The following is a 25,735-nucleotide window of genomic DNA, read 5'->3' on the forward strand; positions in this document are numbered from 1 at the left end:
GTAAGCGTCCATTTCTCACACGCTTGTCCGCTAGGAGCGGCATCTGATCTTTCTTCTCACGGTGCAATCCGCACAGATCTGAGGAGGTGTTGGTGTCGAAACGGAAGACGGCGAAACAGATAGAGCTTGAGGCTTTCTGGCGGGCTCATCACGATGCCTGGATGCGTAGCACGCTGAATCAGCGTGAATATTGCGAGGCGCATGGGTTACCGCTGAAGCGGTTCGGTAACTGGCGGGCCATATTCAAAACCGAAAAGTCTCGTGTGAGCGGAAAGGTGCTCTACCGGCGCGGCGGACAGCTTAGTCATATGACTGGTCATATGACGGATAAGGACATTCCGCCGCCTTCGAAATATCTGCCATCGCGCTCTGATGCGCCGAACGGCAAGCGCCAGTTCAGCCCTGAAGACAAGCGCCGCATCGTGGCCGAGACGGAAAAACCGGGCGGGACGGTCAGCGGCGTGGCGCGACGGTACAATATCGCTCAGCGCGTGCTGTTCCGCTGGAAGAATGAGCTATCCCCGTCAGAGGACAGTCCCACATTCCTTTCTGTTGAAGTAGAGAAAGACGCGAGTGGAGGGGGCGCGTCAGCAGGCGCCCCATCGCCGATAATCATAGAACGCGGAGCGCCTGGCATAGAGGTGGAACTTATCGGTGGGCGTCGAATCCGGTTTGACAAGGATGTCGATCCTGACCGTGTCCGGCAGCTTGTCTCTCTGCTTGAGGCAGACCTCTCATGATGCTGACGACATCAGGTCTGAAGGTGCACCTCGCCGTTGGGGTCACTGACATGCGAAAGGGTATAGATGGGCTCGCCATGCTGGTTCAGGGCGTGCTGGCGCAGGATCCGTTCTCTGGACATCTGTTCGCGTTCCGCGGTCGCAAGGCGAACCTGATCAAGATCCTCTACTGGGATGGGACCGGGCTCTGCCTCTTCTCGAAACGCCTGGAGAAAGGCGGTTTCCTGTGGCCGATGCAGACCGAGCAGGGTGCTGTGGTGAAGCTCAGCGCCCGGCAGCTCTCTGTCCTGCTTGAAGGCATCGACTGGCGATCCCCGGATGAGCGCTGGCGTCCTGATCGGGCGGGGTGAGACGCGGATGCGACCGATTGAATCAGGCCGCAGAAAGCTGTGCGGAACGAGCTGATTCCATCGTAAACTCCGTGCCATGGAGCTTGATCTCGCCGCCCTGCCTGAAGACGTGGATGTGCTGCATCGCATGATCCGCGAGATGGCTGCGGCGCGTGACAGCGAGCGTGCTGAAACACGGGCCGAGATCGAGCGGCTGCGCCAGATGGTGAAGACGCTGCAGCGCAGCCAGTTCGGTCGCCGGGCCGAGGGGCTTGATCCCGGCCAGCTCCAGCTTGGCCTGGAGGATCTGGACAGTGATGTGGCGCACCTTGAAGCCGCATCGCCAGACACACTGGTCGAAACTGGTCCGCGCCCAGCCCGCACCCGCGCGTTCAGTCTGCCAGAGCATCTGCCACGCGAGGATGTCGCGGTCGACACCGAGACCAGCGCCTGCCCATGTTGCGGCGGTGCGCTGCACTTCATCGGCGAAACCGTCAGCGAGATGCTGGATCATGTTCCAGCGCGACTGCGTGTCCTGCGGATGAAGCGCCCGCGCTATGGCTGCCGGGGCTGCGGGAAGATCCACCAGGCACCGGCCCCGGAACGCCCGATCGCAAAGGGGCTGGCCACGCCGGGCCTGCTCGCGCATGTCATCGTTAGCAAGTATTGCGATCACCTGCCGCTCTATCGCCAGTCGCAGATCTTTGCCCGCCAAGGTGTGAAGCTGAACCGATCAACGCTTGCCAACTGGGTGGGCGGGGCCAGCTGGTGGCTGGAAGCGCTGCATGAGCGGCTCGCAAGCCATGTCTTCAGCTCGAAGATGCTGTTCGCCGACGACACGCCGCTGCCTGTGCTCGATCCGGGCCGCGGGCGCACCCGAACAGGTCGGCTCTGGGTCTATGCCCGCGATAATCGACCGTGGAATGGGCCGGGGCCGCCAGCTGCTGTCTATATCTACAGCCCGGATCGGCGCGCCGAACGTCCGGAAACCCATCTCAAGGACTTCAGCGGTGTGCTGCAGGTCGATGGCTATGCCGGGTTCGAGCGACTGACCACGGGCGGGGATATCATGCTGGCCGCCTGCTGGGCGCATGCGCGGCGCAAGTTCTACGAGGTGCACCAGGCCACAGGCTCACCGATCGCGGCCGAAGCGTTGCAGCGGATCGCCGAGCTCTATGCTATCGACGCCACGATCCGTGGGCAGAGCGCGAACAAGCGTCGGATCGTGCGGGCCCGGAAATCCCGCCCGCTGGTCCGCGCGATGAAAGCCTGGCTGGAAACCGAACTCCAGCGCATCCCGCCGCGCAGCGGACTGGGCGACGCGATCCGCTATGCGCTCACCCGCTGGGACCAGCTCAGTCTGTTCCTTGAGGATGGCCGCATCGCCCTCGATACAAATACTGTCGAACGCGCTATCCGCCCGGTCGCGCTAGGACGCAAGAACCATCTGTTCGCCGGCTCGGAAGGCGGTGCACAGAGATGGGCCGTCATCGCTTCTCTCCTGACGACCGCCAAACTCAACGATGTCGAGCCCCACGCCTATCTGAGTGACGTTCTCGAGCGCCTAAGCCAAGGCCATCCGATGAGCCAGATCGATGATCTGCTACCCTGGAACTGGGCTGCATTACGCGCTGATGTGTAAGAACTGGACGCTTACACCTGATCAGGGAAACGAAAATCCAAGCACTTCTGCCTGCCGATCTCAGTCCAGCGGGAGGGCTGTTCGCAGGAGTTTCGAGGCTCAGGTCAGCCGGCTGGTGCCCCTCAAAAATGGCTCGAACGATCGCCGGTGACAGGAAGGCTAGCTTCAATCTCTAACGCAGCGGCGATGTCGTCCAGCCGAGCTTTTTGGCAAGGGTTGGAAGGGACACACCAGCCCGCCATTCCGCCATCCAGGCATGCGCGCGAGCCACGGCTTTGATGAGCGCCTCGTCCCGGTTCGGTGTCTCAGCCCCTAGAATGAGGACGGTTTCGACACCGCGTTTTCGTTCCGTGAAGCTTTTAATATGCACCAGCGACTGGCGGGATGCCAGCTGCTCGGTGATCCGCGCAAAGGCGGTTTGAACGTTAGTGAAGGATTCAGCGCCCGGATCAGCAAGCAGACGCTCAGCGGTGGTCTCAAGCCAGTTCCCGATCGCTTTGGAAACGGCCGCCTCAAGTTTTGCAGCCGGTAGCTTCTCACGCTCCCATTCCGACAAGGCAGCACGAAGCGTAAAGGTGAAGCCACCATCTGGCGTGCTGAGATCATACTCCCCCGACATCGCCTCAAACTGAATGCCGCGCGCGTTTAGGCGCTTCGCCCCAATGGCGAAGAGCGTCAAACCGACAGCAACCGCTGCGGGACACGCGTCATTTATTCCTCTTCGTGTACCATCAAAACTAAATCTCGCTGACCTCAAATATCCTCACTTGTTATGAGAATATTATGTCATATTCATCTGTGTACTGTCAATTTATTCAGCCATAAATATGTGTGTGTTTTGCTTGCTACTTATCAGTCACGAGAGGAAGACCAGCGAGATGCTCGTCGATGGTGTCTCGTGCATTCGTGTGTATAGGTAAGTGCGGCTTTTCAGATGCCCATTCCTGCATGAAGCGCTCGACGGTTTCACGCGCAGAATCGAGAACTAGCTTTTCTGGCAAGCGCGCTTTGGCCGCCATGTGGCTAAGCTCATCCAGAGTAAATCCGTCAAACCGCTTGGTTCGACTAAACTTCAATGCAGCGTCTGAGTCTTCTATATACGCAATCGTGGAAACAAAATCATAGGCTGGGGCAAGGCTGGCATTGCGTTTATCGGGATAGAGAAGCGACCAGTTTTTCAGATGCATATCGGCATTGCCGATAAGTGTGTTGAACGTCAGCCGCCGGATAAATTCTGCTATGTCGGCATCGTCAGTTTCGACGCCCAGAACTGTCGCAATGTTTCGATAGCTGGCCTTCTTGTATTTGTCCGCCGCATAAACACCGAACACCTGGGCGAAATCCTCCATATGGACGGCTTCGCCCGCTTCGGTACGGTCAAAGCGTTTGATGGCAAAGGCTTGACCTTGCAGCGACCCTATACCGGTTGGCAGATTGGAGATGGCATCAACGTCGATGAGGGCGTGCTCAGGCACTTCTATGCCGACTTTGCTTGCCAGCTGCATCATAGAGAATTCATTCTCTGGTACGCCGTCGAATTCGCGCGATGGCAGCTTCACAATCCATGAACCCCCAACACCGCTTGCCGGGATCGTCAGACCGCCACGCGCCTCATGGATGGCGGAAAATTTGAGCTGCACACCTGCTAGCGAAAACCGTAGCGCGTTTTCACGCGCCTCTTCCCTTTGATCATTTTTTCCATCATGTGCATCCGCCGGCCAATCTTCGCCATCGGCATCGGCGGGTTGCACAGTGATCGCGCCTGGAAGATCTCGCCCTAACACCCAAAGCAGAAAGAATTCACGCTGCCTGTGCACTTTCGCCCGGTCGGCCAGATAGTCACGCATCGACCCTTCCGGCAGCAGGTTTGAGAAGAACGGGGAAAGCCTGGTTTGTGTAGGTTTGAAGTTCGTGATCAGCTCGCCATAGCTGTCCTTGTAACTCAGGCTGAGCGTCGGACGGCTTTCGCTTTCTATGTACTCATCGGTGAAAGCAAAGACGACACGGTCTCCTCCAACCCGTGTCAGCGTGCCGATCGGCTCTCCATACAGAAGGACATCGAGGACGGTTACACTACTACTCATCATCGTCCTCCTCTAAACTGTATGCTGGCCGTTGATCCTCATACTCAAGCTGAGGTTCATGCACGGCAGCATTGCGTAGATGCTGCAGAGTACGCATCGCGTTCTGTAAGCGGTTATTTTTAGGCAAATCGGATAGTTGCTTTGCGGCCTCCCGATAAAGCGTCAGGGTTTTCTGCAACTCACCTTGAAAGCTGGGACTTTGAAATTCCGTACGAAGAGTTGCTAGCGCTCGCGCCAATTCTTTCAGCTGCGGCAGGTTTGCATTTGAGAAGATTTGCGCGGCACGAGACGCCTCCAGGACAGCCTTCTGAATTTGCTTATTAGAAACTGCCGGAATGCGCTGGGTATCCCTCACCAGAGAGTCTACAGCGGGAACGAGCTTGCGCGGAACAAGCTCCAATTCCAAATCAAGAGCGCGGGCCAGAGCAATCAAGCTGGACAGCCTGAGATCAATGGCGCCATTCTCCACCTGAGAAATCTGGGCCTGACGTACTCCGGCTTTGGCGCTCAGCTCTCTTTGGCTGAAGCCTTTGCGTTCACGCGCTTGCCGAAGCGCTTCTCCGATATCCTCTAGAACATATGTCACGATCTTTTTTTGCGTATCAATCAACAACTCCTATCCCTTTAAACGTATCACACAGATAGGAGAAATGCAAGATGTGATACGTTTAAACATATCGATTTGGCAAATTGATGCGCAAAACCGTATCAATCGGTTGTTTCAATATTGGGGCAGCCAAGAGCTCTTTCGCCCTTTCCCTGGAAACCAGAATCCGCCCGGCCTTCCCGATGAACCTGCTCTGCCCCACCGAGGTGGTCCACCTGCTTTGTTAGTCCGGCGGTTTCCACGTAGCGGCGTTCATGCCGCTACCTCCCCACAGTAAGGCGGTATGAACGCCGCGGGCAAGATGGTTTGTGGCGCAGGTGGCCGGTAGCCCAGAGAAGAGTGTGGGCGCGCGGTGTTGTAGTGCCGCCGCCAGATTTCGATCAGGATCTGTGCCTCGCGCAAATCGAAGAAGATTTCTCTCGCCAGTAACTCATCCCTGAGCTTGGAGTTAAAGCTCTCGCAGTATCCATTCTCCCAAGGCGAGCCCGGTTCGATGTAGAGCGTCTTCACGCCGATGCGCTGGAGCCACTCGCGCAGGGCGGTGGCGATGAACTCGGGGCCATTGTCAGAACGGATATGCGCCGGCGGGCCATGCAGGACGAACAGTTCGCCCAGCGTGTCGAGCACATCACGCGAGTTGAGCTTGCGCTCGACGCGGATGGCGAGGCATTCTCGGGTGAACTCGTCTATCACGCACAGCATACGGAACACCTTGCCGTCATGGGTGCGATCCTGGACGAAATCGTAAGACCAGACATGGCCCTTATGCGCTGGTCGGAGCCTCACGCACGAACCGTCATTCAGCCATAACCGGCCGCGTTTTGGTTGTTTCATCGGAACTTTAAGCCCCTCACGCCGCCAGATGCGATACACACGCTTCTCGTTCACATGCCAGCCATCTCGTCTCAACAAGGCCGTGATGCGGCGATAGCCATATCGGCCGAACTGCTCGGCAAGGCGGATGATGGCCGCTGTCAGAACATCCTCATCCTGACGCGGCACGCCCGGTTTGCGCTGGGAGGAACGATGCTGGCCGATCACACGGCAGGCCCGGCGCTCTGTTGCACCGAGCGTCTCCACCACATGATCGACCGCTTCGCGTTTGCGTGAAGGGCTCAGAACTTTCCCTTGATAACTTCCTGAAGGATCTGGTTGTCCAGCGTGAGATCGGAGATCGCCTTGCGAAGGCGCGCATTCTCCTTCTCGATCTCCTTCATCCGTTTGGCCTGGCCAACCTGGCCACCATACTCCTTGCGCCACCGATAGTATGTCTGTTCCGTCACCCCCGATCGAACGCGCGGCCTGTCCCGTCGTCTCACCGCGCGCGAGGCGAACCTCCACCTCCCGCAGCTTCGCTATGATCTCTTCAGGCGTTGATCTCTTGCCCATGTCTCAGCTCCATATCTGAAGCCGGAACTAACTCAAATAATGGACCACTTTTGCGGGGGCAGACCAGTCATGTCCGTCGGATAAGTGGTCCGGAACCTCACCTCGCAGAAGCCATCAGCCGAGGCACCTTCCTGAACAATGCTCAGTTCAACCCCCTCCTCTACTGGCGCAGCCGCACTGTCGTCCCCCGAAGAGGTCTGGCAGGCAGCGAGTGCAGCGCTGGCGACAAGCGTTGAGATAAGAGCCGTTCTTTGCATGAGGTATCTCCACAATCTGGGGTCAGGATCGACATGTCTGGATGGCCGGGGCACGCTCGCCCACCATTGAGGCTGACGGCGTGTCCGCATGGGTCGCGGCATTTCGTGAGAGGCTGCTGGTGCGAAGGAAGCTCGCTACCGTGGCTTGCCGCATGCGCGGTTCCGCAAGGGCGTCGAGAGCAGGAACGATGTCAGCAGCAAGCCCCGTGCGGGCCAGCAGCGCTGTCTGCTCGATGGCCTGAGCGAGCCCCCAGCCAAGGATGGGAGGCGTCGTCAGCAGGCTGTCGCCGAGGGCGAACCAGTTGAACCGTGCCGCTTCGCTTTCTTCCAGCAGAATTCGGTTCGCCCACTGGCCGCGCCAACGATAGGGGCCGGAAGCAAGATACGCCTCCCGAAAGCTATTCTGCAGACCGTCATTGTCGCTGCTTTGTGCGAGGGTGAGTGGGTCCTCGATGGCATGCAGCGCCTCCGGCAAGCCATGCAGGGTCAGTGTGGCGCGGCCGTTTCCGAGAAACTGGCAAAGGATGCCGCACTGTCCGTCCATGACTGTCGCGCGCACGAGTTTGTCGCCCGAAGAGGGGGCCACGCCCTTCACGCGCCAGCTTTTACAGGCGAAATCGGCTTCGACGTCTTCAAGGCTTACTGCCTGGCCCGACAGGCTCGAGAGAAACTTGCAGCCCGCGCGGGCAGAGCCGCTGGCGTCGATCAGCCAGTCTGCACGCAGACGTTCCTCGCCCTGGATCCTGAGCAACCATTGCCCGCCGGACCGGTCTGCTTCTGACACTCGTGGAACCCGCACAATATCGCTGGCCTGCTCCACACAAGTCTGCATGAGCCTATCGAGCGTGGCACGGGAGAGCTGCGCTGGGCCGGTACAGCCGCTGACCCCCAGCCTATCCATCAAGTCCGGAACAAGGACCGACAACTCATCCCAGGCCTTCGGCGAAAGCTGGTGGACATGCACAGCCTGGCGGACCGGCCGATCTGACATGCCCACAAGGGCCACTCGCGCACCGGCCTGGCGCAGGGTCAGCGCTGCCAGCCTGCCGGCAAACCCTGCCCCTAAGATAACGGCGTCGAAGCCTGGTGTGCCGTCCACTGCCTTCATGTCAGCGGGATGAGCGTACCACCGGAACGAACATTCGAGCCCTGACTGACGACGATAAAGAACAGGCCGCTTTCGAAACGGGTCTCACGCAAGGCCTCCGTCGCCATGTCGGCAACAACCCGCTTCGCTCCGCGATCCGGGATCAGCATGTCTCCCGGAATCAGCATGTCACCAGGGATCAACATGTCGCCGGGAATGAGCATGTCCCCCGGAATCAGCATGTCGCCGGGGATATGGCTCTCGCCGGACCTTGCCTTGAAGGACCGGGAGACGAGAATGTCGGCCACACGCCCCTTCTCCAGACGCACAGCGATCAGTTCGACGGGCGGCATACGGCCTTCCCCGCGTGCCTCAAGCTGCAGGGAGCGCAGCAAAGCGTTGCTGAGTTCATCTCCCTTCAGACGTGAGAGTTCTTTGACGTTCGGGACATGGACCCGGAAGTGGAACGTCTCCTTCCCACCCTTGCGGCTGTCGGCAAAGACGACCGGGGCAGCGGCGGCCCCGCCTGCCAGCAGCGCGGTACCAATCATCAGCCTGCGTCTGGTAAATCGTTTCATGGCGCATGAACCCTTCGGTAAGTGAAACTTACCCATCTAAACGGAGTCCTGCCCCGAACCCCGCCATGCCCATCGCGATTTCCCGCGACACGGTGCTAATGCAAAGCGATTGCCGTGCCACAAACGCCTGCCTAGTTTTCTGGGAAAAACCGTGCAGCAGGCCTCAGCGTCTGGCAGTCTGAATCGGCCTGTTCGCCGGACACCAGAGACGAATCTGTATTTGTCTGATCAAATCGCGCCAGTCACTCGGACGCCGGCTTCATTCCCGTGAACACCAGCTTCTGCACGCGGCGTCCCGTGCCCACTTCGGAGGTGTAGATATTGCCTTCGGAATCCACGTCCAGCGAATGCAGCCACGTAAACTCGCCCGGATACCGCCCGATCCGACCGATCCGGGCGACCGGCTCATGCGTGGACCGGTCCAATACCCAGATCGTCGAATTCATCATGTCGGCAACATAGACAAATGCTCCGTCCGGCGAAAAGGCGATGTCCGTGACGGTGCGTGTCCCACCCGTCTCGGGAGCAATCACAATGTCGCGCACAAATTCCAGATCGCCTGTGTCGCTGACGCGGAACATCTGGGCGCGGTTGTTCCGCCTGTCACAGACATAGACATACCCATCATCGGTCCCGACGACACAGTGAACAATGTCCCCGAACGCTTTCGCGTCGGGATCTGCCCCACCATCGGTATTGGTGGAGGCCTGGCTCTGGTCAAAACTGCCTTGGCGCGTTCCCCCTGAGGGAACTGTCCCATAGGCGCCCCATGCGCCCTGAAAGCCAAGCGACTCCTCGTCGAACCCGGCAATGCGCTTGTTGATGTAGCCATCGGCAATGAAGACCTGGCCTAGACCGCGCCAGATGTCGGCCGGGTTGCCCAGCTTGTCCGGGCTGGCATTGCCGTCTGTCTCGCCGTGCGTACCGACCTGCCGGATAAAGTCTCCATCCTCGGTAAAGTTGTAGACGACATGGTCGCCTTCGCCATTGCCGCCGATCCAGACCGTCTGCTCGTCATCCACATGGATGCCATGGACGGTTTCCGGCCACTCCGGATCTCCTGTCCAGCCGCCCAGATACGTCCCGTCTCCGGAAAACTTCATGACATCGGGCCCCGGACGGCAGCACAGAGCTTGCGGGGGAGACTGGGCAAGGCCGACATCCGAGAAGGTGAGCGATTGCGGCCTGTGAACCAGCCAGACATTATCGCCCTTGTCGACGGCCAGTCCCGGCACTTGCCCGATGATCATCTCGGCAGGCATATCCGGCCAGGCTGCATCGACCATGAAATGCGGGATCGCCTGCCCCTCTTCAGCATAGACCTCGATCTCAAGCGGCACGAGGGCAGGTGCAGCGCCGCCAGCCTCATTGGCCTGGGCGGATCCACTCATGGCCACAGTGCCAAACATCAAAGAGGAAAGGCAGAAATGTCTGACAGCTGACAGTTTCATGGCAGGTTTCCCTGATTAGAGCCGGTTTAGGGGCACAACGCTTTCAGCGAGTGGCCGACAAGGCAACTCACATTCATGTCAGCTTGGGCGATGTCAGCGCAAACGCGGCCTGATCCCGATCGGGGCCAGCGGATCTGTTTTGATGAGGAGGGCCGGCTACCCCACTTCACTGCGCCTTGTCTGGCGACACCGCCAGCGACGCGATTGCACAGAGGCGCTGTATGAGAAGCAGACCGACGCCTTAAAGGTCACCGGCTATCGGCGGCATCGGTCTGCTCCAATGCAAGTGCCTGCGAGGCGAAACGCAGACACGGATTGCAATATCTGCTTCAGGCGGCCGGTTTGATCTCAACCAGCTTCACGCCGAAATGCAGGTCCTCACCGGCGAGAGGGTGATTGCCATCGGCCGTGATCGTCTCGTCGTTCACCGCGATGATGGTGAGGTTCACCGTCGAGCCATCCTGCTGTTGGGCGGCCAGCGTCATGCCGGGTTCGGGCGTATTGTCATTCGGCAGTTGGGCGCGCGGGATGTCGATGACCATTTCTTCGCGGCGAGGGCCGAACGCGTTGTCAGAACTCACGGTCACGGACTGCTCACTACCGACTTCCATGCCGTCCAGGGCGGTTTCGACTTCCGGGAATATCTCGGCGCTGCCGATCGTAACCGATACGGGCTCGTTTTCTTCGGTCTTCCCGACGACCCGGCCATCGGTTGTCTGAACGGTGTAATCTATAAGGACGGTGTCGCCCTTTTTTGCGGCTTCCATAATGATGTTTCCTATCGAGTGTGAAAATTGGTGAGGCGCATCAGAGACCGCGCCAATGGCGCTTTCATGCGCGCCTGCGATCCGCATTGGTCGCAATCCGGGCGCTGGCTGTCAAATTCGCACCGGCGCGGATGTGTGTTGGGCACAGCCCGCAAGTCATACACAGGGCTGCAATGTCAGTTCATAATCGCGTGCAGCACGACCGTTTCGCAGTGACTGTCCGCCCAGAGGTCAACCACGGACAGCGTGCCAGACCAGCGGTCGATTATCTGACGGGCACACGCATCGCGCACCTGTTCCATCGTCATGCGATACGCCAGGTTGCCGTTCTGGAACTCGGTCGTTTCCATGTTGGCCGCAAACCTCTCCATGAAGCTCGGCCAGAGCTCGCTCACCGTATCGCGAACGTCGAAGGCATAGTCGCGGGCGGTCTCGACGTCCTGCCGGTTGCCCAGAACAGAGACGTGGCCGGACAGGAAGTGCTCGAAATCATAGGCAAGGAATGTCTCGAAACTCTCCATGTAGCCATCGAGATTGCTGGTCGCGGCGAAGTTCATGAAGGGGGCTTCGCCCGGCGTGATTGTATCGACGGCCATAAGGAAGCGCTGTTCGGGCAGGTGGATGATCACGTCGGTTTCGACTGAATGGAAACTCGCTGTGTGCAACTCGATCGGAATCCCGCCGATCGAGATCGAATAGCTCTCCTCGAAGGTTTCCGTTGGCACAAGGACACCACGCAGCGGATTGCTCTCGAGGCTGTCGGCATTTGCCTGTGCGCCGATGACTGTCAGCCCTTCAATATCCGCGAAAGTGTAGCCGCCCCCATTATGGTCGGCATGCTTGTGGCTCTGGATGAAATGGGTGATGGGCACTCCCGGTGCCGCCATTTCGATGGCCAAGCGCAGACGCTCGCCGAAGCTGGGCGGCGCGTCGAAGACGACAACCCCCGCTTCCGTTACCAGGAAGGCCGACTGGTAGATCATGTCGGTAGCGAAGAAGAGTCCGGGCTCGATCTCGCTGACATGGAGACCGAACCCGGTATTGATCTCGGGGAGGCGTGCTCGCATCGAGGGAAGTTCCGGCGCAAAATGACGGAAGCTGTCAGGGTGGTCCTCTTCTATTGTGATGGTGTTCGCCGGGTGGTGCGCCTGGCCTCCATCTGCATAGGCAAAGAGGCCGCCACAGAGCACAGCAAGACAGGCAATTGAGGAAACAGGGGTCAGGCGTCGCATCGAATATCTCCCGTAATAGAAGCGATATCCAAGGATAGCGGACATGCCCCGACACGGTATTGACCCGGGCTGCCAACGGTTTGACCGAGGGTGCCAGAGAGGCTCGAGCCGGTCTCACCTCATCGGGGACACACGAGCCCCGGCCTTCGATCAGGCGCGCCCCTCGCTCCTGAATGCGCCGGGCGTCTTGCCGACCCAGCGCTTGAACGCGCGGGTAAAGGCGCTCTGCTCTGAAAAGCCCGTCAGGAAGGCGATCTCCGCCAGCGAATAGCCGGTCTCGCCCATCAGCGACTGCGCCAGTTCCAGCCGGGCCTGCGTGACGAGGGTCTGGTAGGTCGCCCCATGCTCGGCAAGTCTGCGCTGCAAGGTTCGCGCGCTCATGCCGAGACTTGTGGCCACCAGGGCCAGGGGTGGGACGCCGTCGCTCAGCATATCTGCGATTTTCAGAACCAGCTGGCGTTCGAACGGGACCTCTTCCTCAGGCAGATTCTCTTCCACGTGCGAGGAAAAGAATTTCCAGATGCTCTGGTCCCCAACCAGGTTTGGCTGATCCAGCCGCCCCGCCGGAATGACGATGGCATCGATGTCTGCGCCGAAGATAACGGGGCATCGAAAATGCGCCTCAAGAGCTTTCCTGCCGCCATGGTCCTGATGGCGAAACTGTACGGACTGCGGCCGGTTTTGCGCCCCGGTCGCTTCCCGGCAGATATTGGCATAGGTGGCGAGAGCCCCTTCATTCGAAATATACATGCCCAGGCGGTCGGGCTCTGTCCGCGTATGCGTCCACAGATAGGTGTCGCCCCTGTCGACGAGTTCAAAGCTCGAGGCTGTATTATAGAGCCGGGAATACCGGTCCATCCGATGGAACGACCTGCGAAGATCGGGCGCGGACTTCCAGGCCAGTCCCACCGCCCCCAGGTCTGCACATGTGATGGATTGCGAGACGCGAATGTGAAACCCGATATCGGGCTGTTCCTGTTCGGCGATCATCTCAAGCAGATCGTAATAGGCCGTATCGGAAATCATGACCGTCGGATCCAGCGGCGCAGCCTCCTCCAGCCCGAATGACCTGAAAAGCGCCCCACGGTCGACCCCCGGCCCGGCCTGATTGATCATTCTGACGGCAAACAATGCCGACATCTGCGCCATATCCAATCGCAGCCTTAGACCGGCCACGCCCCCATTCCCCACGCCTGAGTCTTCATATTAGGCACTTTTTCCTGAGGCTCAAACACTTCGAGCCTGGAATTGACGCGAGCGGTCAAAAACGTGTCGCCCGGCGTCAATACCCCTGGTTGGGCTCTGGATAGTTTCGACAAACCTTGAGCCGACCAGCGGACAGGCGGACAAATCAACCGCATGCCGAACCGGTTCGAGACTGTGCCAACTCGATCTGGAGATACCTGTCATGCCGCCCCCTAAAGCCGATCCCGCCCCGATCCTGACAATCGTCGTATCCGCGACACTTGCCATCTCGCTCCATGCCGGAGCCGCCACCGCCCAGGATGGGAACGCTCGCCCTGTTTCCGCCTCGCAACCGCCGGTCAATGACGGGCTACCAATGCCTGGCTTCGACATAGTCGCCGGTGAAACCGCTATCGTGGTGACAGATCCTCAGAACGATTTCCTGTCACCGGATGGTGTGACATGGGGCGTCGTTGGCCAGAGCATTACCGAGAACGGCACGATCGAGAACATCGAGGAACTCTTCCGCGTGGCCGGAGAGACCGGCATGCCGCTCTTCATCTCGCCGCATTACTATTACGAACACGACCATCGCTGGGAATTCGAAGGCACGCTGGAAACGCTGATGCATTCGATCGGCATGTTCGACCGGCCCAATGCCCTCGACCTTGAAGGCTTCGAGGGGTCTGGCGCCGACTGGCTGGAACAGTACAGGACGTACATCGAGAATGGCGAAACCGTCGTCACCAGTCCGCACAAGGTCTACGGCCCCGACAGCAATGACCTGGCACTGCAGTTGCGCAAGTCCGGCATCTCGAAAGTGATCCTCGCCGGCATGTCATCGAACCTCTGCACGGAGTCGCATATGCGCGGCCTGATCGAGCAGGGCTTCGAGGTCATGGTCGTCACCGATGCGACAGCCGGTGCCATCACCGCGCATTACAACGGCTACGAGGCCTCTCTCACCAATTTCAGAATGATCGCCAGCAAGGTCGATAACACCGCCAACACGGTAAAAGCGATCAAGGCTGCCTATCACCGGTAACCCGCCCTGAAGCTCATCCGGACGTCCCCAACCCCTTGTGATCCGGATGATCTTCATGCGCCCGGCCGGCGCACCTCACTCTCTCCGGCCGGCCGGGCGCCTCCCCCAATTCGCCAGCGCCATTCCAACCGATGCCGCTGAACGAAGCCCCGCTGTGCCGGCTCTTGCCCGTCGGTATGGCTCTCTCAAACCGCTGCGCCGCAGCGCCCAGACCCAAGGAACAGATCCATGACCTTCAAACTTCTCCTGACCGGCACCATGCTGGCCCTCGCTTTCATCCCGGCCCTGCCGAGCTTTGCCGAGGATGAATATAACGTCTCCACCGGCACGACCCCGGACGGCGTCCCGCTCGGTGTCCATGGCATCGACACGGTCGCGCTCTCGACACTGAATGCCGTGGCCGAAGGCGACGCAATGCACACGGTCGTGAATGACGGTGTCGCCTATTACTTCGCGTCCAAGGAATCCGCGCGCCGTTTCAAGGCCGATCCGGCGAGCTACAAGCCGCAATATGGCGGGTTCTGCGCCTTTGCCGTCGCCCTCGGCAAGAAGCTCGATGGTGACCCTCATTATGCCGATATTGTCGATGGCAAGCTCTATCTCTTCGTCAATGCGGATGTTTTCGAGAAGTACAAGAAGGACTCGAAACGCATCCTCGCCAAGGCCGAGAAGACCTGGCCGAGCATCCAGCACAAGGCCGTCGGCGACCTGTAGCGCCTGCATGGCGGCCTGGGGCCACCAGGCCGCCGCCTTACCCCAATTTCCGGAGAAGACAGATGCGCAAGCCTGTTCCCCCATTCACCCTGGAAACCGCCATTGAGAAAGTCCGCCTCGCAGAGGATGGCTGGAACAGCCGGGACCCCGGCAAGGTGGCGATGGCCTATTCGACCGACAGTCTGTGGCGCAACCGCCGGATGTTCGTCTCCGGACGCTGCGAGATTGTGCGCTTCCTGGAATGGAAATGGCGCCAGGAGCATGAGTATCGCCTCGTGAAAGAGCTGTTTGCCTTTCAGGAGAACCGCATCGCGGTGCGCTACGCCTATGAGTTTCACAATGATGAAGGCGCCTGGTTCCGGGCCTATGGCAACGAGAACTGGGAGTTTGACGCCGACGGCCTCATGACACGCCGCTATGCAAGCATCAACGACCTGCCCCTCCGCGAGGAAGAGCGTCTGCTTTACTGGCCGCTCGGGCGCCGCCCCGACACTTATCCCGGCTTGAGTGAGCTGGGATTGTAGCGATCCGGTTCATGCAGGCTAAGTCCACACGCCCGATCCGCCAGACCTATTGAACAAGTAAAAGAGACAGAGAATGAGAAGGCTTATCCTGATCGCACTTGTTACGCTTGCCTGCATAATTGGCTGGTCCGGTATAACGCTTGCCGCGGCAAGTGAGGGATGGTGGCGCAAGCCTCTCACATCCTCAGAGTCGCCTGAGGCGTTCCTGAAAGCCGCCGAGACAGTCATCGAGGACGAAAACACCGGCAACGTTGCCATGATCCTTATCGAGCAAGGCGACATTGCCGGTTCGCACTATGCCTCCAAGGGCCAGAGGATAGATGGAGACAGCCTCTTCCAGGTCGCCTCCCTCAGCAAATGGCTGTCAGCCCTGGGGGTGATGCGCCTCGTCGAAAACGGCCGGATCAGCCTGGACGCGCCTGTCTCAACCTATCTGACCCGCTGGTCCTTGCCACCGAGCCCCTACGACAATGAAGGCGTTACCGTCAGACGGCTCCTTAGCCATACGGCCGGGCTGGGCGACGGTCTCGGTTACAATGGATTTGCGACCAAAGAGGCCATGCAAACCCTGGAAGCCTCTCTTACGCGGGCAGCCGATGCATCGCCCGGAGCGGAAGGGAGCGTCCGCCTCGTGCAGGCGCCAGGCGCAAAGTGGACGTATTCGGGGGGCGGCTACACCCTGCTTCAACTGCTTGTCGAAGAAGTCTCGGGCCAGTCCTTCAGCACGTTCATGGACGAAAACATCTTCGATCCCCTCGGCATGCAGAGGACAACATATGACCTCGATGAGGCCCGTGAGATGGGGCTCGCAGAGAATTACCGACCGGATGGGGAGACCGAGCCGCTCAGGTACTACACCGCCCTGGCGGCGGCCTCGGCCTTCACGTCCGCGAACGACCTCGCCGCCTTGATGAAGGCCCACCTGCCCTCCGCGGCCGGACAGGAAAACGGCGTGCTGACGCAGGAAACACTCAACCAGATGCGGCGCCCCCATGCCTCACAATTGGGGGCGGATATCTGGGGCCTGGGCGTCATGCTGTACGCCCCCAATAATAGCGGCGGCTTCATTGTCGGTCATGATGGCAACAACGAACCGGCCATCAACACTGCGGTGCGGCTGGATCCGGAGACCGGGGACGCCATCATCATCCTCGAAACCGGGAACAACCTGCTGGCAACACGGCTGGCCGGAGAGTGGGTCTTCTGGAAGACCGGAAACGTCGATAATCTGATGTTCGTCTCCGAACTTGAAACGACCATCCGCACCGTGATCATCGGCGCCATTCTGCTGCTCATTGCCGGGATACTCTATGCCGTTCGGGCCTGGCGTTTGTTCGGGCTTGTACGCACCAGGATTCAATAGTCCCGAAAGGACAATTGGCTGCACCTACAAAGATCTGACGCCGGCCATTCGGCACGAACTAAAAAATTCGCATTCGGCGCACAAACAGGATACACACTATGGAATTTGAGAAACTTTAAGAGAAAATAGCTTTCATTCTGCATTTTTCGAAATAAACTATCCGCATGAGTGAAGAACTGTCGTTATTTGATATCAAGATCCTTGAACAGCTCCAGAAGGACTGTTCGGTCTCTACCGTCGAGCTCGCCGAGATTGTCGGCCTGTCCCAGTCGCCGTGCTGGCGCCGCCTGCAGCGGCTCAAGGATGAGGGCTACATCAAGTCCCAGGTCGCCATTCTCGACCGCGAGAAGCTCGGTTATGGCCTGCACATCTTCGCCTATGTGAAGGTTGCAAAGCTTTCGGAAAAAGAACGCGACACCTTCATGCGGAAAATCCAGACCACGCCGGAAATCCTCGAATGCTATTCCATTTTCGGCGAGATGGACCTGCTCATGAAGATCCAGGCCAAATCGATGAAGTGGTATCAAGAATTCCTGATGGATTTTCTGCTCAACCTGCCCGGGGTAGACAGCGTGAACTCGACGGCGACCCTGGGCGAAATCAAGTCCACCACCGCCATCCCGGTGCGGGGCAATGTGGCGCTCTAGGCCCTCCGGGGCCTGCGCCCGAGCGCGAAGCCCAGGGCACCGGCAAGAATGACGACGAGCCCGCCGAGCAGCCACGTCCCCCATCCGGCTCTAGCGCTCGCGGCCTTCGCAGTGCCGGGCGCATGCGCCATGCATTCAACCTCGAGCGGCGCACCAAGCGCCAGACCGTCAGCGCCAAAGGCACTCCGGGCCGGCATCTTTCCCGCCTTGAAATAGGTCTTGTAGACGGTGTTGAAGGCGGGCCACTGGTCCATATCGTCGATCATGACAGTGCATTTGAAGATGTCCGACATGTCCGCATCCGCACGCGTGACCAGGGCCTTGATGGAGTCCATCGCCTGGCGGGCATCGGCCTCGAAGCTTTCGCCGCCCCGCCCGATCTGCCCGGAAAGATAGAGCACATCGCCGACGCGGACAGCCGCCGAGAAAGGGAGCGTGTCGGCGTCGACCGGCTCCCCATCCATCAGCATAGGGAAGTGCTCGACCGCGCTGTCCGGACGGCCTTCATAACGGATCGGTTCTGCCGTTTCGGGGGCATCGGAGGCGTCCAACACCGCTGGCGGGGTCGCGAAGGGCTCAATGCTGAGCGCGGCATAGATCTCGGCTGGTAAGTAGACATCGCCATCCTTCGCGACGAGGCGCGGCTTGCGAATTGCCGAGAGGTTTTCCAGAGGGTTGCCACCGATCAGAATGAAATCGGCAAGCTTGCCGGCCTCAAGCGTGCCGCGGTCCTCGCCATAGCCTAAATAGCGCGCCGGCCCCAATGTGCCCAGGCGCAGGACATCGGCGGTGGGAATGCCGGCTTTCTCGTAGAGTTCCAGCTCACGATGAACCGTGAAGCCCGTACCGTCATCGGTTCCGGGCAGGAGCTGGATACTGGAGTCATGCAACAGTTTCAGCGTCTCCAGCACGCGCTCGAAAGCCTCGACATAGGCCTGATCGGTCGCGTCATCCTCAAGCGTCACGAAACTACGCTTGCGATAGCGCTGATACCCGATGGGCATGTGCGAGAGATAAGGCTTGTCGCCTTCCTGTACCTTACCCGCCCGGCTCAACATCAACCGCTCCAGGATCACGGCTGTCGGGTCGGTCCCGACCTCATGCGCCTGCATCAGCCCGATGGTCTCGCTGACCTTGTCGGAAGCAAGATCAAGCTCGGCGGCACGCTGCATACCTGTGAGACGCAACGGGGTGCGCGTATCCTCGTCAGGGTCAAGAAGCCAACCGAGCATGAGCTGATTGAGGTGGGTGATCTCGTCATAGCCCGCCCGGATCATTTCATTGGCATTGGTGAAGGCTGGCACGTGGCCGATCACCCGCATGCCATGCGCCTTGGCCCGGTCTGCCATGGCGGGAATCCAGTCAGGATTCATCGAGTTGTAGATCTTGATGAAGGGGTAATCGCGCGCAGCGTACCAGTCCACGGCATCCACGGCCTCTTCCTCGCTGGCGGCAATAATGCCGTGACGTGCCGAATACGGACTACGCCCCTCGATGAAGCCAGCCGGAGTAATGCGCGGACCAACCAGTTGCCCGGTTTCGAGTTTTTCCATCAGCCCAGTCAGGAAGTCATTGTCATTGCCCATGTCCCGGGTGGAAGTGACGCCCGCAGCGATATAATAGAGCCCGGAGGAGAGCGAGGCATGCGAGTGCACGTCCCAGAGGCCCGGCATCAACGTCCCGCCCGCCCCGTCATAGACCGTCATCCCGTCTGGATAGTCGGCAGCGGGTAACCAGGCCTCGATTCGTGCAATCCGGTTGTCTTCGATTACCACAGTAGACGGCTCCCCCAGTTCGCCAGCGACGGGGTCCAGGATACGAACATTGGCAATTGCCCACGGGCCATCGAATGTATGGCGGATCGTCCCGGCAAGCTCTTCGGCCCACGCAACCTTGAGATCGCGGGCAAGCTCCATGAGATCGCCGGCAAGCGCCTCATATCCCTCACGCACCATGGCCGAGGATTCCGAGAAGCCGGCAAAGAAAGCGCCCTCAGCATCCAGCGCGATCAGCGATGGGCCAAGATCGATTCCGGAAAGTCGGTATATGTCGAGAGAGACCGTCTCACCTCCAACGGAGAGTTCGGTTTCATCGGCCTGTGCGAGGGACAGCGTCCCGGCCGGCAGGACCGGCATGGCCGTGCGGTCATTCTCCAGCATGGCGCGGGCATAGACATAGTTCGCCCACGGACTTCCGTCATTGACGGCATAGAGGGCTGGCTCGGAGACGACCTTCTCGCCGCTATCGGCCTGACTTTTCCAGGTCGCGACACCGTCCTCAAGATGGAAGACCTCTTCGACCGGGCTGCCCATCAGCGAGGTGCCTTCTATCTGCCACTCGACCGGGATGTCCGCCTCATCAAGGATGATGCGCTCATCATGTTTCGGGCCACGGCCATTGCTGTCGACATAATATTCGACGGTCTCGGTCCGGTCATCCTGGTCGATCTTCAGGTGGCCGACATTCTCACCATTCCGGATAAGGCTGTAGGCATAGTCCTGAGCGTTCGCGCCCTGCGCGACCAACAGGCCCGAGCAGAGCGTCGCCGCAAGCTTCTGGAGTGTGCATCTCATTCTGGGTTTTCTCCTGTCTCATCGGCGAGCCCTGCCGCGATGAAATCGTATATCCGGTCTGCGAAAGGCGTTCTGAGAGCGTCCTCGTCGAAAGGCGAATGCCCGGAGGCCATACGCACAAGCGACACACGCGCCTGCGGCAGGCCGGCATGAGTGAGTGCATATTGCGTTTCCAGCACCGGCACGGCGAGGTCACGATAGCCGCCGAAAACGAGCAGATGGACATTTTCATTCTCGCTCATGAAGGCATCGACCATCGGCATGGCGTTGACGCTGAAGACCGGAGCCTTGTCCTGCGGCCGCCAGTCCCAGGCAAAATTGGCATCGAGATTGAGCGAGCGATAGCCATCCTCCCGCTCAAGCCCGGTCATCCTCTCGAGATAAGTGCCGATGTCCGCGGCTATGATCTTGTTGGACTTGCCGAGCCCCAGCGACGGATCGTTGGCGCCATCCGGGCGGTCGGGATTGGCCGGCGGGCGCTTCTCCTGTGTCACGGCCGTGTTCAGCCGGCTGACCAGGCGGTTTTCGTCCGCCAGCACGCCCTCCAGGAAATCCTGGATATTCACGCGCAGATCGGACGCCTCGACAAGATCCTTGTCCAGCCCTGTCATCGCAGCGATCTTCCCGGCAAGTCGTTCGCGAACCGTCTCGTCGAGACGGTCACCCCGCTGCAGAGCGACGAGATAGTCGCTCTCTGCGAAGGCGCGCGCAGTCTCCCAGGCTTCGGCTTCGGTGTCGGCCTCGATCGAAGACTGGCCGAAGCGCCAGGCGGTCGCGGCCATGGTCGGCAGGGCGAAGACATGGCCCATATCGCCTGCCCGGGCCCCGGCATTCAGCATGGGCGAGACCATGACCAGGCCCTCGACCTCAAGGTCGCCCAGGGCCGGCAGAAGATTGGCCAGACGAAAGCCCCCATAGCTCTGGCCTGTCACAAAGACCGGCGCACCCTCCCGGTCATGGGCCTTGAGCCAGTCATGGATGAAGGCGCCTACAGCCTCGGCATCGCCATGCACGCTCAGATACGGACTGTCGCCTGCCGTCGAGGCCGCACGGCTGAAGCCGGTCTCGACCGGATCCACGAGGACAAGGTCGGCTGCTCGTAAGATCGTGTCCGGATTATCCGGAAAGCTTGCCGCTCCATCGGTCTTCTCACGCGCGTGCGGGCCGAGCGCGAAATGCAGCGGCGACGAGGAGGCGCCAGGCCCGCCATTGAACAGGAACATGACGGGCCGCTCATCCGGGGGACATTCGCATTCGCGAATATAGGCCGTTCCCGAGATGGTCGAGGCAGCCCCCGCGCCATCGCGATCCAGCACGAGGCTGTCCCAATGGGTATGATAGCGGATCGTATCGTCGGCATGGCGGTCACTGACAGAGAAGACCTGACCATTCTCGACATGCGTCCAGTCAGGAGCGGCTTCTTGCCCGATAGCCAGATGAGCGGTGCTCAGAAAAGTGCAGGCCATGCCAGCAGCGATGGCCGGACGCGTCAGGGCAAGAGGCGAAATCTTCATGCCATCAAATTCAGCCGAATTGCGACACGATTCCTATGCCTATTGAGCAGACCGCCCCAAGCATACGGGAAAATCCATTCCGCCTGCCCCTTCTCAGCGAATTGATCATTCCCCTGCATGTGAAATCGGCCAAAGTTCGAAGATCATTGGCCAGTCTGTCCTTCTACACTGAAGGCAGAAGCAGATTCGAGAAGCCTTTCCATGAAGCTCACACGACGCGATGCCCTTGGCCTGACAGCAGCAGCCCTTGCAGGATCAACGGCCTGCCGCGGGGCCGGAACAGCGGCGGCCATGCCGGCAGGCCCGCAGACAGGATCGGCATCGGCCGCCCTGCCCGACCTGCAGAATTTTTCTCTTGGCCGCACGGTCTATCTGAATGCCGGCTCGCAGCATCCGATCAGCAAGCCGGCCCGCGCCTCGATCGAAGCCTATCTGGATCACCGCGCCCACATGGCCCCGAACGACGCGTATGATCTCGGCAGCGATGCAGCGATCGAGAAGTTCGCTCGACTCGTCAACGCGGACCCGGACGAAGTGACATGGGTGCAAAGCACCACGGCAGGCGAGCAGATGATCGTTCGCTCCCTCGGCCTGCCCGAACAGGGAGCAAAGGTGGTCACCGATACGCTGCACTTCTTCGGTTCCTTCCCCCTCTATGGCGAGCTTGAGCGCCAGGGTTGCGAGGTCGCTTGGGTGGAAGCGAAGGATGGACGGATTTCCCTTGAAGACATGGATCGCGCGATCACGCCGGGGACCAGGCTTGTCTCCCTGTCGCTGGTCTCCACCATCAACGGCTTCGAGCATGACCTGAAGGCCGTGTGTGACCTGGCGCATTCCCGCGGAGCGCTTGTCTATGCCGACATCATCCACGCCGCCGGCTGCGTGCCTGTGGATCTGCACGCCAGCGGCGTCGATTTCGCCGCGACAGCCAGCTATAAATGGCTGATGGGCGACTTCGGCCTCGGCTTCCTCTATGTCCGCAAGGGCGTGATGGATCAGCTGAGGCGGACCAATTACGGCTATTACGGCATCAGCCAGTTCGCCACGCATATGTACCCACACGATGCGCCGGGCGATGAGCTGGTGGAATACAGCTTCGCCGACAATGCTTCAGGCTGGTTCGCGCTCGGCACACATTCCCACACCGTCATCGCCCAGCTGAACGCTTCGCTCGATTACATCCTCGACCTCGGCGTGGAGACGATACAGGCGCATGCCCAGGCGCTGACCTCACGGCTGAAGGAAGGGTTGAAATCTCAAGGCTTCGACCTGCTCACGGGGGATGACTTCCAGACCCCGATCGTCACTGCCATTTATGAAGATGCCTACAAGCGGCTCGGCCCGGTGATGAAGGAGCGGGGCATCGTTACCACGCTCTCACGCAACCGCTTCCGTCCGACGGTGTCGGTCTTCAACACGATGGATGATGTCGACGCCTTCCTGGAGGCTGTCGGCACTGCCTAGTCGGCTGTCAGGAAAGCACGGAGGTCATCGGCAAAGGCCTCCGCCGTCCCGCCCAGATAAAGCATGTGGCCGGAGGTATAGTCCTCGAAGCGGACACGCTCCCGGGGGATATCCGCGCTTTCGATCTGTGCCTTGGCCTCGGCGGGCGTCGTGACGAGGTCATAATAGCCCGAGGCCACGAAGAGGCGCAGGTCCGGATTGCGCCGCATGGCAATGGCAAGGTCGACAGCGAAGCTCTGCCCCGGCGGGATCGCGCGGCGTTGCCAGTTCCAGCTCTGCAGGAGGTCCTTCCAGTAAATCGCCTTGTAGGGCCGCGGAAGCCGCACCTCGAGATCGTCACGCAGCATCTCGTTGAAGGCGGCGACAAAGCCCGGCACGTAGCGGGTCATGGCTGGATCGTCAGCCACCGGATCGTTTCCGGAATTGGCGAGGGGCAGTGTGTAGCGGCTGTCATACATGCCGACTTCAAGGCCCTGCCCGTCCAGGACAAGCTTTGCGAATTCCCGCTCGCTTATGTGGAGATCTTCACCAATCTTATCAGCAGAAAGCCCGATCATGCGGGTGAGTTCCGACATCACGGACTGGCGCTCTGCCTCGTCCAGCATGCCCTGCTGCCGCTTCAGAAGCGCAGCCTTGTAAGGGCCATAGGCATAGGCCGATGCCTGACTGTAGATCTCGTCTGCATCCCCCTCGAGCGCAGACTGGCCATGATACGCCGCCGTCACAGCGAGCCCAGGCAAAGTGCGCGCCTGCCGGGCCGCAATATCGCCGGCGGGCTTCTCCGCGCCTTCTTCCGCGCGCGCGCCCAGGGTCGTGCCAAGCAGGACGATCCCGTCCAGCGTAATCCCGCGCATGACCCCGTTATAGATCGGGCTGCCCATCAGGAAGCGCGGCAGGACCGCGGCCCGCATCGTGCCATAGCTTTCGCCGAGCACGTATTTCGGCGAATTCCAGCGCCCGTGTTCGCTCAGCCAGAGCTCGATAAACTGGGACATGGCTTCGGCATCTTCATCCACACCCCAGAACCGCTCCGGGTCCACTCCTTCTGCGGGACGGCTGAAGCCCGTCCCCACAGGATCGATGAAAACGAGATCGGCCACATCGAGAACCGTGGCCGTATTATCCTGAAGCCCGAATGGCGGGACATTGGACGGGTTCACTTCCGCATCCAGCACCACCTGCTTCGGCCCGATCGCCCCCATGTGAATCCACAGCGAGGCCGAGCCCGGCCCACCATTGAAGATGAAAAGGACGGGACGGTCCGGGTCGTCCACATCGGTACGCAAATAGGTAAAGGTGAAAATCCGGGCCGTAGGATCGCCGGAAAGATCCGTCAGCAGGGTCTCACCCGCGATGGCATCATAGGCAATGCGCTCGCCATTCGCGACCAGCGTGTGATGGGTCACCTTGCGGTAAGCCGTCTCCACGTCGCGGGCGGGCGCTACCCTTTCGTCGGCGGCCTTGCTCTGGGCCTCCTGGGGCGAAGACGTCGCGAGATCGTAATCCTGCGCGTTCGCACAGCCCGCCAGCGTCATGAGGCCCAACGCCAGGAAACGGCCAGTTTTCAACCGGTCACGGATGCTCATATCCCCACCCTCGCCTTTTCAAAGATGAATGCTGCGGCTGCGATATCCTGTACGATATGGCCGAGCGAATTGTAGATGGTGATGCCGTCGTCCCTGAGGCGTCCTTCGACGTTGCCAAGCAGGACCTCGCCGATCTCGCCCACGAGATGGCTTTCGTCGACGATCCCTGTCTTGATGGCGTGGCGCAACTCCGCGCCCTGGGCAAGAACGGACTCCCGTGAATCCGCAAAGAAGCGGCTGCCGGCGACAAGGGCATCGTCGATCTCGCGCGGACCGTCAAAGCTGGAGCCGACCAGATTTATATGCGCGCCGGGTTTCACACAGGCTGCCGGCAGGACAGGCTCCTGCGCAGCGGTAACCGTGCAGATGATATCCGCGCCGACCACCGCCTGTTGCACCGACGTGCAGGCCAGGACGTCGATACCGGTTTCGGCAACCAGCCGGTCCGCCAGTTTTTCCGCGTTCTCATGGGTACGCCCCCAAAGGCGTATTTCACCGATGTCGCGCACTTCCAACATGGCGAGAGCATGGTGGTAGGCCTGCTCTCCCGTGCCGAGGATGGCAAGGTCCCGGGCGTCCGTGCGGGCGAGGACGTCCGTGGCCATGGCGCTGGCACTTGCGGTCCGGATCGCTGTAATGGCTCCGGCCTCGGCCTGACAGGCCGGCGCGCCGGTGTCCGGATCAAACAGGATCACAACACCCTGATGCGATGGAATGGCGGGGTCGGTGCGTTCCGGAGTGACGCTGACCAGTTTCGAACCCCAGGCGCCGCCGGGCCCCATCGTGCCAGCCATGACCCCGAACATGCGGCCATGATCAAGCGGCAGGATATTCCGCAACATCTGCTTTGTTTCGCCAGCCGATAGCTTAGCCATCGCCTCGCGCATGACCGTGATGCCATCACGATAGGACAGCAGGTCTCGGATACGGTCCGGGTCGATCAGGATCATCGGCAAG

At 60.1% G+C, this 25,735-nt stretch carries 22 protein-coding genes and 1 pseudogene; 9 read left to right on the top strand and 14 right to left on the bottom strand.

All coding sequences use genetic code 11. The features are described 5' to 3' along the window. Positions 1–92: 92 nt before the first annotated feature. The 3 genes from tnpA to tnpC all read left to right on the top strand — a co-directional run bounded on the left by tnpA (position 93) and on the right by tnpC (position 2,711). Positions 93–740, top strand: a complete 648-nt coding sequence (tnpA, locus tag B8784_RS05085; RefSeq protein ID WP_143435299.1) for an IS66-like element accessory protein TnpA — start codon at positions 93–95, stop codon at positions 738–740. Continuing rightward, positions 737–1,090 carry an IS66 family insertion sequence element accessory protein TnpB gene (tnpB, locus tag B8784_RS05090; protein ID WP_084396522.1) on the top strand — a complete coding sequence of 118 codons (354 nt, stop codon included), beginning with the start codon at positions 737–739 and terminating at the stop codon, positions 1,088–1,090. Before tnpA ends, tnpB begins: the two co-directional genes overlap by 4 nt. Before the next feature lie 76 nt (positions 1,091–1,166). Beyond that, positions 1,167–2,711, top strand: coding sequence for an IS66 family transposase (gene tnpC, locus B8784_RS05095; RefSeq protein WP_084396523.1), 1,545 nt, complete (start codon positions 1,167–1,169; stop codon positions 2,709–2,711). Positions 2,712–2,883: 172 nt separating this feature from the next. Here tnpC and B8784_RS05100 read toward each other — a convergent pair whose 3' ends face one another. From B8784_RS05100 to B8784_RS05150, 10 genes and pseudogenes are all read right to left on the bottom strand, one after another. Next, on the bottom strand, positions 2,884–3,390 hold the full coding sequence (locus B8784_RS05100) for a recombinase family protein (protein ID WP_084396524.1): 507 nt from the start codon (positions 3,388–3,390) through the stop codon (positions 2,884–2,886). 166 nt (positions 3,391–3,556) lie between these two features. After that, entirely contained in the window at positions 3,557–4,795 is a 1,239-nt protein-coding gene (locus tag B8784_RS05105; protein ID WP_084396525.1) for a type II toxin-antitoxin system HipA family toxin, read from the bottom strand. Next, positions 4,788–5,405 carry a helix-turn-helix domain-containing protein gene (locus B8784_RS05110; RefSeq protein WP_233355976.1) on the bottom strand — a complete coding sequence of 206 codons (618 nt, stop codon included), beginning with the start codon at positions 5,403–5,405 and terminating at the stop codon, positions 4,788–4,790. The genes B8784_RS05105 and B8784_RS05110 overlap by 8 nt, the downstream gene beginning before the upstream one ends. A gap of 249 nt (positions 5,406–5,654) precedes the next feature. Beyond that, positions 5,655–6,791, bottom strand: a pseudogene (locus B8784_RS05115) (IS3 family transposase). 279 nt (positions 6,792–7,070) lie between these two features. After that, entirely contained in the window at positions 7,071–8,147 is a 1,077-nt protein-coding gene (locus B8784_RS05125) for an NAD(P)/FAD-dependent oxidoreductase (RefSeq protein ID WP_158085580.1), read from the bottom strand. Between the two features lie 5 nt (positions 8,148–8,152). Continuing rightward, on the bottom strand, positions 8,153–8,713 hold the full coding sequence (locus tag B8784_RS05130) for a hypothetical protein (protein ID WP_143435300.1): 561 nt from the start codon (positions 8,711–8,713) through the stop codon (positions 8,153–8,155). Positions 8,714–8,955: 242 nt separating this feature from the next. After that, on the bottom strand, positions 8,956–10,104 hold the full coding sequence (locus tag B8784_RS05135) for a beta-propeller fold lactonase family protein (RefSeq protein ID WP_233355977.1): 1,149 nt from the start codon (positions 10,102–10,104) through the stop codon (positions 8,956–8,958). A 389-nt stretch (positions 10,105–10,493) separates the two neighbouring features. Beyond that, a complete protein-coding gene (locus tag B8784_RS05140; RefSeq protein WP_084396530.1) occupies positions 10,494–10,931 on the bottom strand; it encodes an FKBP-type peptidyl-prolyl cis-trans isomerase in 438 nt (145 codons plus the stop codon). 176 nt (positions 10,932–11,107) lie between these two features. Continuing rightward, the gene (locus tag B8784_RS05145; protein WP_158085581.1) at positions 11,108–12,163 is read right to left on the bottom strand and encodes an MBL fold metallo-hydrolase; all 1,056 of its coding nucleotides are present in this window, start codon (positions 12,161–12,163) and stop codon (positions 11,108–11,110) included. 150 nt (positions 12,164–12,313) lie between these two features. Next, positions 12,314–13,303, bottom strand: coding sequence for an AraC family transcriptional regulator (locus B8784_RS05150; RefSeq protein WP_158085582.1), 990 nt, complete (start codon positions 13,301–13,303; stop codon positions 12,314–12,316). 268 nt (positions 13,304–13,571) lie between these two features. On the opposite strand from B8784_RS05150, the gene B8784_RS05155 reads away from it, so the two are divergent. The 5 genes from B8784_RS05155 to B8784_RS05175 all read left to right on the top strand — a co-directional run bounded on the left by B8784_RS05155 (position 13,572) and on the right by B8784_RS05175 (position 17,641). Next, a complete protein-coding gene (locus tag B8784_RS05155; protein WP_084396533.1) occupies positions 13,572–14,393 on the top strand; it encodes an isochorismatase family protein in 822 nt (273 codons plus the stop codon). 228 nt (positions 14,394–14,621) lie between these two features. After that, a complete protein-coding gene (locus B8784_RS05160; protein ID WP_084396534.1) occupies positions 14,622–15,107 on the top strand; it encodes a YHS domain-containing (seleno)protein in 486 nt (161 codons plus the stop codon). Between the two features lie 62 nt (positions 15,108–15,169). Beyond that, a complete protein-coding gene (locus B8784_RS05165; RefSeq protein WP_084396535.1) occupies positions 15,170–15,631 on the top strand; it encodes a nuclear transport factor 2 family protein in 462 nt (153 codons plus the stop codon). Positions 15,632–15,704: 73 nt separating this feature from the next. Then, positions 15,705–16,994: a serine hydrolase domain-containing protein gene (locus tag B8784_RS05170; RefSeq protein WP_143435301.1), complete on the top strand. Its 1,290-nt coding sequence runs from the start codon at positions 15,705–15,707 to the stop codon at positions 16,992–16,994. Positions 16,995–17,158: 164 nt separating this feature from the next. Continuing rightward, positions 17,159–17,641 carry an Lrp/AsnC family transcriptional regulator gene (locus B8784_RS05175; RefSeq protein ID WP_084396536.1) on the top strand — a complete coding sequence of 161 codons (483 nt, stop codon included), beginning with the start codon at positions 17,159–17,161 and terminating at the stop codon, positions 17,639–17,641. On the opposite strand, the gene B8784_RS05180 is transcribed toward B8784_RS05175, so the two are convergent. Further along, positions 17,638–20,214 (bottom strand): Rid family hydrolase, encoded by a 2,577-nt coding sequence (locus B8784_RS05180; protein WP_084396537.1) that lies wholly within the window; start codon positions 20,212–20,214, stop codon positions 17,638–17,640. The genes B8784_RS05175 and B8784_RS05180 overlap by 4 nt on opposite strands. After that, complete coding sequence (locus tag B8784_RS05185; RefSeq protein ID WP_084396538.1) at positions 20,211–21,728, bottom strand: S10 family serine carboxypeptidase-like protein; 1,518 nt, start codon at positions 21,726–21,728, stop codon at positions 20,211–20,213. The genes B8784_RS05180 and B8784_RS05185 overlap by 4 nt, the downstream gene beginning before the upstream one ends. Positions 21,729–21,929: 201 nt before the next feature. Here B8784_RS05185 and B8784_RS05190 point away from each other — a divergent pair, with 201 nt between their 5' ends. Continuing rightward, on the top strand, positions 21,930–23,192 hold the full coding sequence (locus B8784_RS05190; protein ID WP_084396539.1) for an aminotransferase class V-fold PLP-dependent enzyme: 1,263 nt from the start codon (positions 21,930–21,932) through the stop codon (positions 23,190–23,192). Here the strand turns inward: B8784_RS05190 and B8784_RS05195 are convergent. Both B8784_RS05195 and B8784_RS05200 read right to left on the bottom strand, forming a co-directional pair. Next, positions 23,189–24,778, bottom strand: a complete 1,590-nt coding sequence (locus B8784_RS05195; RefSeq protein WP_233355978.1) for a S10 family peptidase — start codon at positions 24,776–24,778, stop codon at positions 23,189–23,191. The genes B8784_RS05190 and B8784_RS05195 overlap by 4 nt on opposite strands. Further along, positions 24,775–25,728, bottom strand: a complete 954-nt coding sequence (locus B8784_RS05200; protein ID WP_084396540.1) for an ornithine cyclodeaminase family protein — start codon at positions 25,726–25,728, stop codon at positions 24,775–24,777. Before B8784_RS05200 ends, B8784_RS05195 begins: the two co-directional genes overlap by 4 nt. Positions 25,729–25,735: the final 7 nt, after the last annotated feature.

This window comes from Henriciella aquimarina (assembly GCF_002088975.1).
Lineage (GTDB): Bacteria > Pseudomonadota > Alphaproteobacteria > Caulobacterales > Hyphomonadaceae > Henriciella > Henriciella aquimarina.

What these genes read in the sequence shown, in the direction of transcription:
- tnpB (WP_084396522.1), top strand. Translation starts at nt 737, where the DNA reads ATGATGCTGACGACATCAGGTCTGAAGGTGCACCTCGCCGTTGGGGTC.
- tnpC (WP_084396523.1), top strand. Translation starts at nt 1,167, where the DNA reads ATGGAGCTTGATCTCGCCGCCCTGCCTGAAGACGTGGATGTGCTGCAT.
- B8784_RS05105 (WP_084396525.1), bottom strand. Translation starts at nt 4,795, where the DNA reads ATGAGTAGTAGTGTAACCGTCCTCGATGTCCTTCTGTATGGAGAGCCG.
- B8784_RS05130 (WP_143435300.1), bottom strand. Translation starts at nt 8,713, where the DNA reads ATGAAACGATTTACCAGACGCAGGCTGATGATTGGTACCGCGCTGCTG.
- B8784_RS05135 (WP_233355977.1), bottom strand. Translation starts at nt 10,104, where the DNA reads ATGAGTGGATCCGCCCAGGCCAATGAGGCTGGCGGCGCTGCACCTGCC.
- B8784_RS05140 (WP_084396530.1), bottom strand. Translation starts at nt 10,931, where the DNA reads ATGGAAGCCGCAAAAAAGGGCGACACCGTCCTTATAGATTACACCGTT.
- B8784_RS05145 (WP_158085581.1), bottom strand. Translation starts at nt 12,163, where the DNA reads ATGCGACGCCTGACCCCTGTTTCCTCAATTGCCTGTCTTGCTGTGCTC.
- B8784_RS05150 (WP_158085582.1), bottom strand. Translation starts at nt 13,303, where the DNA reads ATGTCGGCATTGTTTGCCGTCAGAATGATCAATCAGGCCGGGCCGGGG.
- B8784_RS05155 (WP_084396533.1), top strand. Translation starts at nt 13,572, where the DNA reads ATGCCGCCCCCTAAAGCCGATCCCGCCCCGATCCTGACAATCGTCGTA.
- B8784_RS05160 (WP_084396534.1), top strand. Translation starts at nt 14,622, where the DNA reads ATGACCTTCAAACTTCTCCTGACCGGCACCATGCTGGCCCTCGCTTTC.
- B8784_RS05165 (WP_084396535.1), top strand. Translation starts at nt 15,170, where the DNA reads ATGCGCAAGCCTGTTCCCCCATTCACCCTGGAAACCGCCATTGAGAAA.
- B8784_RS05170 (WP_143435301.1), top strand. Translation starts at nt 15,705, where the DNA reads ATGAGAAGGCTTATCCTGATCGCACTTGTTACGCTTGCCTGCATAATT.
- B8784_RS05175 (WP_084396536.1), top strand. Translation starts at nt 17,159, where the DNA reads ATGAGTGAAGAACTGTCGTTATTTGATATCAAGATCCTTGAACAGCTC.
- B8784_RS05180 (WP_084396537.1), bottom strand. Translation starts at nt 20,214, where the DNA reads ATGAGATGCACACTCCAGAAGCTTGCGGCGACGCTCTGCTCGGGCCTG.
- B8784_RS05185 (WP_084396538.1), bottom strand. Translation starts at nt 21,728, where the DNA reads ATGAAGATTTCGCCTCTTGCCCTGACGCGTCCGGCCATCGCTGCTGGC.
- B8784_RS05190 (WP_084396539.1), top strand. Translation starts at nt 21,930, where the DNA reads ATGAAGCTCACACGACGCGATGCCCTTGGCCTGACAGCAGCAGCCCTT.
- B8784_RS05195 (WP_233355978.1), bottom strand. Translation starts at nt 24,778, where the DNA reads ATGAGCATCCGTGACCGGTTGAAAACTGGCCGTTTCCTGGCGTTGGGC.
- B8784_RS05200 (WP_084396540.1), bottom strand. Translation starts at nt 25,728, where the DNA reads ATGATCCTGATCGACCCGGACCGTATCCGAGACCTGCTGTCCTATCGT.